Source organism: Acinetobacter sp. USHLN143 (assembly GCF_037145695.1).
GTDB lineage: Bacteria > Pseudomonadota > Gammaproteobacteria > Pseudomonadales > Moraxellaceae > Acinetobacter > Acinetobacter fasciculus.
In genome coordinates, this window is sequence record NZ_JBBCWZ010000087.1 from 1 (window position 1) to 9,783 (window position 9,783).

Annotated in this window: 10 protein-coding genes, 7 tRNA genes and 2 pseudogenes; 6 read left to right on the top strand and 13 right to left on the bottom strand. The window is 40.0% G+C overall.

Features of this window, described 5'->3' with window-relative positions; genetic code table 11:
- Positions 1–83: pseudogene (locus tag WFH18_RS15295) on the top strand (IS1 family transposase); the annotation flags it as partial.
- A 25-nt stretch (positions 84–108) separates the two neighbouring features.
- Here WFH18_RS15295 and WFH18_RS15300 read toward each other — a convergent pair.
- Positions 109–363 (bottom strand): annotated as a pseudogene (locus WFH18_RS15300) (PhzF family phenazine biosynthesis protein); the annotation flags it as partial.
- A gap of 119 nt (positions 364–482) precedes the next feature.
- On the opposite strand from WFH18_RS15300, the gene WFH18_RS15305 reads away from it, so the two are divergent.
- Positions 483–1,070, top strand: coding sequence for a flavin reductase family protein (locus tag WFH18_RS15305; protein WP_004729923.1), 588 nt, complete (start codon positions 483–485; stop codon positions 1,068–1,070).
- Positions 1,071–1,187: 117 nt separating this feature from the next.
- Positions 1,188–1,922 carry a hydroxyacylglutathione hydrolase gene (gene gloB, locus WFH18_RS15310; protein ID WP_004729925.1) on the top strand — a complete coding sequence of 245 codons (735 nt, stop codon included), beginning with the start codon at positions 1,188–1,190 and terminating at the stop codon, positions 1,920–1,922.
- Positions 1,923–2,351: 429 nt separating this feature from the next.
- Here gloB and WFH18_RS18560 read toward each other — a convergent pair whose 3' ends face one another.
- The 3 genes from WFH18_RS18560 to WFH18_RS15320 form a co-directional block, all read right to left on the bottom strand.
- On the bottom strand, positions 2,352–2,615 hold the full coding sequence (locus tag WFH18_RS18560) for a GNAT family N-acetyltransferase (protein ID WP_212749801.1): 264 nt from the start codon (positions 2,613–2,615) through the stop codon (positions 2,352–2,354).
- Complete coding sequence (locus WFH18_RS15315) at positions 2,570–2,776, bottom strand: hypothetical protein (protein ID WP_211100814.1); 207 nt, start codon at positions 2,774–2,776, stop codon at positions 2,570–2,572. The genes WFH18_RS18560 and WFH18_RS15315 overlap by 46 nt, the downstream gene beginning before the upstream one ends.
- Before the next feature lie 388 nt (positions 2,777–3,164).
- On the bottom strand, positions 3,165–3,437 hold the full coding sequence (locus WFH18_RS15320) for a hypothetical protein (protein WP_004729928.1): 273 nt from the start codon (positions 3,435–3,437) through the stop codon (positions 3,165–3,167).
- Positions 3,438–3,870: 433 nt separating this feature from the next.
- Here WFH18_RS15320 and WFH18_RS15325 point away from each other — a divergent pair, with 433 nt between their 5' ends.
- Positions 3,871–4,074, top strand: a complete 204-nt coding sequence (locus WFH18_RS15325; protein ID WP_004280022.1) for a hypothetical protein — start codon at positions 3,871–3,873, stop codon at positions 4,072–4,074.
- A 152-nt stretch (positions 4,075–4,226) separates the two neighbouring features.
- Here WFH18_RS15325 and WFH18_RS15330 read toward each other — a convergent pair.
- The 9 genes from WFH18_RS15330 to WFH18_RS15370 all read right to left on the bottom strand — a co-directional run bounded on the left by WFH18_RS15330 (position 4,227) and on the right by WFH18_RS15370 (position 8,132).
- Positions 4,227–4,311: transfer RNA gene (locus WFH18_RS15330), tRNA-Leu, on the bottom strand.
- 39 nt (positions 4,312–4,350) lie between these two features.
- Positions 4,351–4,424: transfer RNA gene (locus tag WFH18_RS15335), tRNA-Trp, on the bottom strand.
- Positions 4,425–4,459: 35 nt separating this feature from the next.
- Positions 4,460–4,544 (bottom strand) — tRNA-Leu (locus tag WFH18_RS15340).
- A gap of 380 nt (positions 4,545–4,924) precedes the next feature.
- Positions 4,925–5,010 (bottom strand) — tRNA-Leu (locus WFH18_RS15345).
- A gap of 377 nt (positions 5,011–5,387) precedes the next feature.
- Positions 5,388–5,472: transfer RNA gene (locus WFH18_RS15350), tRNA-Leu, on the bottom strand.
- A gap of 39 nt (positions 5,473–5,511) precedes the next feature.
- Positions 5,512–5,585: transfer RNA gene (locus WFH18_RS15355), tRNA-Trp, on the bottom strand.
- Positions 5,586–5,620: 35 nt separating this feature from the next.
- A tRNA-Leu gene (locus WFH18_RS15360) sits at positions 5,621–5,705 on the bottom strand.
- 107 nt (positions 5,706–5,812) lie between these two features.
- Positions 5,813–6,634 carry a protein kinase domain-containing protein gene (locus tag WFH18_RS15365; protein ID WP_004729931.1) on the bottom strand — a complete coding sequence of 274 codons (822 nt, stop codon included), beginning with the start codon at positions 6,632–6,634 and terminating at the stop codon, positions 5,813–5,815.
- Entirely contained in the window at positions 6,621–8,132 is a 1,512-nt protein-coding gene (locus tag WFH18_RS15370) for a DUF3336 domain-containing protein (RefSeq protein ID WP_005262041.1), read from the bottom strand. The genes WFH18_RS15365 and WFH18_RS15370 overlap by 14 nt, the downstream gene beginning before the upstream one ends.
- A gap of 188 nt (positions 8,133–8,320) precedes the next feature.
- Here WFH18_RS15370 and WFH18_RS15375 point away from each other — a divergent pair, with 188 nt between their 5' ends.
- Both WFH18_RS15375 and WFH18_RS15380 read left to right on the top strand, forming a co-directional pair.
- Entirely contained in the window at positions 8,321–9,193 is an 873-nt protein-coding gene (locus WFH18_RS15375; protein WP_004729934.1) for an ATP-binding protein, read from the top strand.
- Positions 9,183–9,596, top strand: coding sequence for a DUF6176 family protein (locus tag WFH18_RS15380; protein WP_004729935.1), 414 nt, complete (start codon positions 9,183–9,185; stop codon positions 9,594–9,596). Before WFH18_RS15375 ends, WFH18_RS15380 begins: the two co-directional genes overlap by 11 nt.
- The last annotated feature ends 187 nt before the right edge of the window (positions 9,597–9,783 follow it).

A 9,783-nucleotide genomic window follows, 5' to 3' on the forward strand; every position in this document is an offset into this window, starting at 1 on the left:
GTTGCAACTTTTCTAAAAAGCTCGAAAATCATTTTAAAGCCTTTGATTTGACTTTCTTTTACCTTAATAACGGATTTGTTTAACGCCAGCATACTTTTTGAAACACCACCATTGATTGAATAGTACAAAGCTGCTGGCCAATGTCGCATGACCACAAAAATCCACCTCCTTAGTTGGCGTAAACCAGCGGATCGCATAATTATCGCTATCGATAACTTTAACAAAAGCTGTTTCAGACAGATTATTTTCCAAGGCGATATTTTGCATCAAACCATCTTCGAGCCATTCATCCAGCACAATCACGGCTGCGGGATTGCCTTTAAACAGTTCCGTGGTAAACGCATCGACCTGGTACATTTTCATTGTTTGAATTCCTGAATATAACGATCTCTAGTTTAAAAGCTTTTTTGCAAGAATGAACTTGAATATGTTAATGATCTCATTAATCTAGCCTATTAAATAAATAGACCAAATGGTGCTGCATGATAAACTCCCATATTCAAAGTGTTCCCTTAGAAAAAGCTTATCGTCTGATTACCCATGGCCCTACTGTACTGGTATCTGCTCAAGATCAGCAGGATACAGATGTTATGGCAGCAGCCTGGGCATGCGCATTGGAATTCAGCCCCGCAAAAGTGACTGTGGTTCTGGATAAAAGCACCAAAACCCGAAATATTATTGAAAATTCAGGTTATTTCGCGCTGCAAATTCCAACATTGAAACAACTGAATATGGTCTATCGTCTGGGTACGCAGAGCTTGCATGATGTGCCGGACAAACTGGCACAATCCGGAGTAGAACTATTTCATTTTCCTGATGCTGATATTCCTGTAGTACAAGGCTGTGCGGCCTGGATACTCTGCGAGCTGATTCCTGAGCCGCATAACCAGCAAATGCATGACCTGTTTATAGGCAAGGTGATTGCAGCCTATGCCGATGATCGGGTCTTCCGCGACGGCCACTGGCATTATCATGAAGTGGATGAAGAATGGAAAAGTATTCATCATGTAGCCGGCGGGCATTTTTATACCATCGGCAATGCTGTAAGCATTGATGATCCAGCATCATAAATTTTTCAAATTTAGGATAAATGAAAATAATCGCGGATGATCAGATGATATCAACCAGCCCCAGAGCATGCGAAATTATGCTACTTTATCTTTAATCTTCATTTGATGTGATGCGCTATGATGCCTTTTAAAATTCACTGTATTGATGTCCAGAATTCACTGCAAAATTATATCTGGTTGCTTGAACATACTGCGTCGCATCAAGTGGCCGTGATTGATCCAACCGAAGCAGAATTGGTACAAGACTATTGTGCTGAACACGGTCTAACCATAAGTCAAATCTGGCTGACTCACTGGCATAAAGATCATATTGGCGGTGTGCCGGGGCTGATCCAGGAACAAAATCTGCCCGTGTATGGCCCACGAGCAGAACTAAGCAAAATTCCCTTTATCACCCATCCGCTTGAGCATGAAGAACAGTTTAATTTTCATGGAATAGATATCCAGGTGATTGCTGTACCCGGGCATACACTCGGCCATATCGTTTATTTTATTGATGCAATTGATGTGCTGTTCTGCGGGGATACTTTATTTGCCATGGGCTGTGGCCGAGTTTTTGAAGGAACATTTGAACAGATGTATCATTCACTGTCCCGTCTGGCTGCCTTGCCGCCGCGCACACAAGTGTATTGCACCCATGAATACACATTATCGAATGCCCAGTTTGCCAAACACGTCGAACCAGATAATCCTGAAATTCTGGAACGCTTCGAGCAGATCGAGCGTTTACGTATGCTAGGCCAGTGCACGCTGCCAAGTAGTATTGAAGATGAATTGCAAACCAATCCTTTTCTGCGTGCAGAAAGCGTGGAAGAATTTCAGCGTTTAAGAACCCTGAAAGATCAATTTTAAACCGGATTCAAAGCTGAAGATCAATGCTTCAGCCGACTCACTTATTTGTCATTTGCGATGCATAGAATGTCATTGAAAGGAACGTACAACTTTTACACAAATCGGAACACGTTGAACTTCCACTTAAAAATGACTTTCTGTACCATTTTTCCTTTCTTATGATCAACCACGTCTCCTATTTTTTAGGAACTAATTTTAGTTCTAACACATGAAATAATGACTTATAAAAAATAGTAGGATGTTTATTAAAATTGGATAAATTCACGGAATATTGCTCAAATAATTATCGTGGAACCTAACAAATGAATAAAAAAGCCCAATTTACTTGAATTAGGCTTTCACCAATAATATAAGTATATGATTTATATAAAATAAAAAAGTATTCCGTATGAAGTGTATTATGTTAATTTTAGGAAATCTCAATAATTATTAATTAGCTTCAATAGTAAAACTTTGCTTTTCATAATTACCTAAACACCATTTGAATTTTTCTAATACTTTTGCATTTACTTGACTGTCCTCATATTCAAATTCATGAAAATCAAATTTTGCATAAAAATTTCTGAGTTCTTCGAATGGCAGGCAATACACTTCTTTTAGATTTTTCTTTTTAGCTGTTTCTACTAAGTACCCAACTAGCTCATTTGCTAGAGATAGTCCTCTAAACTCATCCAGTATATAAATTCCCCCAATTTCGACTTCATCATCATTGAGGTAAACAACCCTGCCAACTCATCGTTATAAGTAACGATTGCAATAATTTCATTGTCTAAAGAGCTTGGAACAAAATCTATCTTTTGATACTGAGCATTTATCCATTCAAGATCGTTTGCAGTTGCTAATTGTATTGCCAATTTTTATTCCACCAAATTAATTCAACTCTAGATTAGAAATAAGGTAAAAGCCTTTAATAGCTCATATACTTCAAAATCCACAGCTCATCAGTCTAGTTAATTTAGATTGGAGTTACAGACTAAATTTATAAAGCAGCACCTATATGTTTATAAAAAGAACTATCTCTAAATCTACAACTTATTTAACATAATGGGCATTACAAGAAGTAAGGTCTGTAAGCCCCAAATAGAAATGTCTGCTTTCAGAGCATGACATTAGTTCTGTCGTTCAACTTTAAAAGTGACATTGGCTATGTGGATCCCGAATGATGATGTGTAGGATAGCAGTAACCAGGTTCTTAGATTCTATTTACTAGAATTGACAACATATGTGTTGCATGAAGCAATGTTAAAGAATCTGGTTACTTTGTGCATAAGTATCCAGTTCACCTTGAGTCACGACACGCACCGCCTGCATTTCATCAATACGTACCAGTAGTAAGCCACCTAAAGCGGGTTGATAACGACGGGCACAGCCAAAAGGCGTATAGGCCACTTTCGACTGAACACTAAAGTTCAACCAGTCTTCATGTCCCAACATCACAGCAACCGGATCAAGTCCCTGCTGCTGCATCAATTCAATTTGTTGATTCACATAGTGCTCAATGGTCAGTTCAGTCATGGTACGAGTATTCAGTTTTAGAATTACATTTCAGACAGTATAAAGCATGCAAATCAGGTTAAAGATCAGAAAACCAGCAGCTGGTATTCTTTTAATAAATAAGTCGATTGGATTTTAATTTTCTCATTGTAGATCTGAAATTTTCTATTTCATACGGTTGATAAAATTATAAAACAACCTGTTTCACTAATAAATTATTGAATTAGAAAATTAATTATCCAAATTTATAACTTATAAAAACTTAATATTTAGTTACAACCTATTCAATATTATAAAAATCATTTACTTAACGCTTAAATTGATTTTTTCTTAATCAACCAATGTTCACTATATACGCAAATTCATTTAAATTAATTTAAATAAAGGCATTTGCCCTTTAAAAGATAATTTTTCACCCTTATTTAAGATTTAACAATGATGAAGGAGTGATCTCGTGAAAAAAGTGGTTAAAGCGAAAAATTTGATTGCATTTCGACTATGGTTAGAAAAATTGGGATATTCGGTACGCACCCTGGCGGATGATCGTGGTTTCAGTTTCAGCTTCAAGAAAGAATATGGCCTGGTGACCTGTGATCTGGCAGGTAATGCCCTGGCACTACAACTAGGCGAGGAATTTGAAGATCACTTAAAAGCCTGATAGCTTCTATTTAAGAGCAGAAAAATAAATTAATCTTTCCACTGATTCAACAGCGCTATTCTCCAGTTATTCAGCCCATTTCGATGGGCTTTTCTTTGTTCACTAAATTTCAGGCAATAAAAAAGCAAGGCATCAGCCTTGCTTTAATATGATGGTGGGGACGGAGAGACTCGAACTCTCACACCTCGCGGCGCTGGAACCTAAATCCAGTGCGTCTACCAATTTCGCCACGTCCCCATCAGGGTACCAACTTAGCGTTGGATTTCTTTCAAACTTTGGCAGAGGATCAAGGATTCGAACCTTGACGAACGGTTTTGGAGACCGTCATGCTACCATTACACCAATCCTCTACTTCCACCCAATATCCAGTTACCCAAATATCGATTGGTGGGGACGGAGAGACTCGAACTCTCACACCTCGCGGCGCTGGAACCTAAATCCAGTGCGTCTACCAATTTCGCCACGTCCCCAATGGCTGTGTATATTATAGAGATAGACCGGCATTGACAAGCGATTTTACAAGCGATCACAGTCTATTCCGCCATAAAATAAACAGTTAGTTCTATTTTTTAATTTTTTATAAAATTTATGCCGAAAATTTGATTCATTTTAGGATATGACCGCCCATTCGTTATTTTTAATCATTTCGATTCAATTCCAATATTTCAAATTAAAACTCAAATGACCTTCTAATCTTGATCAGCATGGACATTCAGAATGCTGAAACTATTATTGATAAATAATGTCTGAGCCAGTGCATGAACTCAAAATAGAATACAGCATAAATAACAACGGCTTTGCCAAATTTCAGGCAATAAAAAAGCAAGGCACTCGCCTTGCTTTAATATGATGGTGGGGATAGAGAGACTCGAACTCTCACGCCCAGAGGGCGCTGCGACCTGAACACAGTGCGTCTACCAATTCCGCCATATCCCCATGGCTGTGTATATTATAGCGATCAGACCTGATTCACAAGTAGTTCTATAGAAAGCTAAATACTTTTATATCAAAAATTAATCAGTTAATTCACTATTGAGCAAATACTGCTCTATTTAGACCAATAGATAAAATTGATAGACACCATGGGACTGATTCATATAACATTTAAATTATTGAATATACAGATCGCATGAATTATTGCAGCAATACAATGAAATTTACTAAAGCCCTGCCCTTGCAATCATTCGCTAGATAATTTAAGCCCAAAACGCATTGATGTTCATCAACCATGACAGCAAAAATCTGGTACTAAAAAAACCGCCCTCAAATTTCAGGCAATAAAAAAGCAAGGCATTAGCCTTGCTTTAATATGATGGTGGGGACGGAGAGACTCGAACTCTCACACCTCGCGGCGCTGGAACCTAAATCCAGTGCGTCTACCAATTTCGCCACGTCCCCATCAGGGTACCAACTTAGCGTTGGATTTTTTTCAAACTTTGGCAGAGGATCAAGGATTCGAACCTTGACGAACGGTTTTGGAGACCGTCATGCTACCATTACACCAATCCTCTACTTCCACCCAATATCCAGTTACTCAAATATTGATTGGTGGGGACGGAGAGACTCGAACTCTCACACCTCGCGGCGCTGGAACCTAAATCCAGTGCGTCTACCAATTTCGCCACGTCCCCAATGGCTGTGTATATTATAGAGATCATTTCCAGCTGACAAGCCGTTTATCATAAAAAAACACTCGTTTGATTAAATAAGAAACAATTCAAGTTTTATTGTATTTTTCTCATTCAATTTCAGTCATTAAGTAGTCTTTCACAGCTTGAAAATCGGCCAATCTATGCTGCTTCTGCTTACTTAACATTTCTTCTAATAAGCCTTGAAAAGCCTGTAAGTGCTGCGGTAACTCAACTTTCAGACGCTGACAATGCAAAAAGGCCCAATCCAGATAATCTGTCGCCTGTAAACGCTGACCACTCAACCACTCATAAAAAATAACACCCAAAGCATAAACTTCACTTTGTAGGCTCTTGGCTTGGCCTTGGAACAGTTCCGGCGCCATATAACGCGGTGTCGCATTCAGTTCATGCAGGTCATTCTGATGGAGTATTTGGACATGCTCAAAATCAAGCAGGCAGACCCTGCCCTGATTATTTGCAAAATGTTCCTGCTTTAAATCGGCATGCAAATAACCCAATTCTTGCAGGCAGATTAAAGGCTCCACAGCTTGCAGCAAATGTTGCCGAATTTGCGTGATGGATTGCTGATGCGGCATGATCTGAAAATGCGCCGGCGCATCGACCAGAATTAAGGCCTGCTCAAATTGTTCATGATTGATCTTGAAAGGCTGTTGAATAATTTGATGTGGAAGGAAAAAATTTAGATCACCTGAGCTGGCATGAGCCTGATAAAAATCCAGCTCATGTTGCCAGCCTAGTTCAGCATGTGGAGATGATATTAAACTATCAGATCCATGCGATATCTGGGTTTTTAGCCAGAGCGCATTTCCCTTGGCATAATAAAGACGCCGACCAAAACCCAGACTACGGGCTTTGGTTCGTAGTTCAAAATCAGAAATATCGAGATGATCTAAATTAAGTCGTGGCAATGTATTCAGGTATTGGATTAAGTGTATGCTGATAATTTAGCAGCTCCAGACAATGCTGAATAGTTTTCCCGACCCGTTCCTGAGTCTCAATGAGGGAGATTTTTGGCCAAGTAGCCCGCTCCCCTTCACGCTGTAAAATTTTAAACAGATACGGCCGCGGATTTTGCAACATATAGCTATAGTGGCGTAGGCTATATTTACCGACAATATTCACATCACCATAATAACGCTGGTCAACTACACCATAGCCATGATCCAGTAGACGGCGTACAGGAGGCAAGCTACCGGCATGTTCCCGGGCGAAATCCATCATTCCTTTGGTAATCACCGCGCCCTGACGGCGAACAATTCGTTGTGGCCAGCTCAAAGTACCTTTACGGAAACGTGAAATATCATCCTGCATGAATGGCACGATATGCGGGTTGGTCTGACTGGCAATGGTATAATTAATATTATACAGGCGTGCCATTTTCTCCTGCGGAAAATCACTGCGCACGCTGCCATCCACCCAGCGGGTTGAACCCATATAAGGCGTATATTGACCATCATAGCGCTTACTGGTCAAACGAACCGGTGGAAACAGAACCGGCACCGCACAAGACGCCAGTACCGCACTCCAGACCAGCAAATCCGGAGAAGTATAGGCATTTAAAATGCGTGCATCCTGTCCAGCATCATAAGGTGCAACCGCAATATTGATATGCAGACCTGAGGTTTTGAGTGCTTCTTCGAAGGTCAGATCACCCAGATTTTCGACCAGAAATTTTTTTAGATATTTTACATCCGCCAGACCACCATTACCTTTCATCAATTCACTCATGGTGCGGAAATGAAAAGCCTCATGAAAGCAATTATGGCCTTTCAAAATATCAATATATTGCGAAGGTTTGGATACACCTAACATGGCGGTCATGATGGCACCCGCACTTGAACCGGACATTACCTTCGGCAACAAGTCCTGCTCCATTAAGGCTTTGCATACACCAGTATGAAACAGACCCAGCGTCGAACCACCGGAAAACATCAGGGCTGGCTGGCCATAGGCGCGCTGACAATGCTGAAAATATTCGATTTTTTCTTCCATACTGAGACAGGTACAGTCTATTGAAGCAATATAGGCTAAGCCTTGGCTGACTTCTTCGACATAATCTTCAATAATTCTTTTAGTGCCCACATAGGCTTCGGTAAACAGTAGAGGATGGGCAATGTTGGCAATATCGTAGCTCAGGCCTTCGCGCAAAATATACATCAGGTCACGGGTGCGCTTTTGTTGTCGATAGCGTCGTAATTTACCCAGACGATGTGCGATCACTTCTGCATCAAAGTAGGGTGAACTGTTATCAAATTTCCATTCCTGTGCACCTGATTCTTCATCTATTTTCAGGGCAATATATTTCCATTCCTCATAGGACTCAGCCTGTTGCAGCTGCTGCTTGAGCTTTTTAATACGATAGGCCTGATGTGGATTAATATCCTGAGTAAAATCTTTAAACAGCATCTGCCTTTTCCCTATATTTATTCTTGATACAGCTCGTACCCAGAGCCAGAAAATGTGTACAAATTTTCTATCCTCTACAATAACGAAAATTCTCTACTTTAAGCAAATTATCATACTTTTCTGGCTTTGACTGTGAATTTTGCAATGGTACTATCTTAGCCATAATTTTAAATCTGTAATGTTAAATCATGGCGAAAATTGAGTTACCTGACCATATTTTAAATGCCCTTTCGACTGTTCTGCAGCAACTTCAGCAAAGTCTGCCCGAACTAAAACAAATTCCTGATTTTTCTGCTCATGCCTATAAATGGCAACATGGTGAACTCAAACCTATTCATCAGCTTAGACAGATGGAACTGGCCGATTTAAAAGGGATTGAGCGACAAAAAGAAAAAGTCATCCAGAACACGTTGCAGTTTTTAAACGGCTTACCTGCCAATGATGTCTTACTGACCGGTTCACGCGGTACGGGTAAATCCTCCATTGTTCGTGCCCTACTCACCGAGTATGCAGATCAAGGGTTACGATTAATTGAAATCGAACGGGATGACTTATCTGATCTGCCTCAGATTCAGCGACTCATTGCAGAGCGTCCAGAAAAGTTTATTGTCTATTGTGATGATCTGGCTTTTAATGCTGAAGATGAAAATTATCGCAGTTTAAAAAGTGTTTTAGATGGCTCTTTACAATCTGGTTCCAGCAATTTTGTGATTTATGCGACCAGTAACCGTCGTCATTTATTACCCGAATTCATGCATGAAAACACCCCGGTTACCCGGGTTGATGTTCCGCAATATACCGAATTGCATCCGCAAGAAGCGATTGAAGAGAAAATTTCGCTGTCTGACCGCTTTGGTTTATGGCTGTCTTTCTATCCAATGGATCAGAACCTGTATTTAGAAATTGTAGAACATTATCTCAAAAAGGCAGGCATGGAACTCACGCCAGAAACCCGTGCTGAAGCCCTACGCTGGTGTCAGGCACGCGGTCAACGTTCAGGACGTGCTGCCTATCAGTTTTCCAAGCACTGGATTGGTTCAACCCAACTAAATGCCTCTTAACAGCTTAAAAGCGACCGGTTCAGGTCGCTTTTTTCATATAAATCATTTATATAATAATGATACTCAAAAGAAAATTAAAATTATGGATGTCGGCGCAGTTCTCATTCAACTTAAGCCCTTACACATGCAGCAAGTTCATGACTGGCAGCGTACTTTGAAAGCACGTCAAGACGAAGTAATTGAAACGCTTAAGGCTGAACAGATTCATGTCGAGTCCTGGTTTTATCTGCAACTTCATGGTCAGGACTTTTTGATTGCATATATGCGCGCCAACAACATTCAAAAAGCGCAAAATATTGCAAAATTCAGTACCTTCCCGATTGACCAAGTGCACAAACAGCTTAAAGCGTCATGGCAAGCGGTTTATTCCGCTGAATTGTTATTGGATGCTACAGCTATCTGATTTATTAGCACGGCTATTTAAAATAGTTTTGTAATAAAGACTACCTAATAAAAAATAAAAAAGCCCCGGCAATACGGTAATGCCAGTCAGTTAAGCAGACATTAGAAAAATGTAGTAAAAATGAGTGTATGCCAATACGCTCATTTTTTTTATGACTTTATCTGAAAATTTAGATTGCACCCTTCAA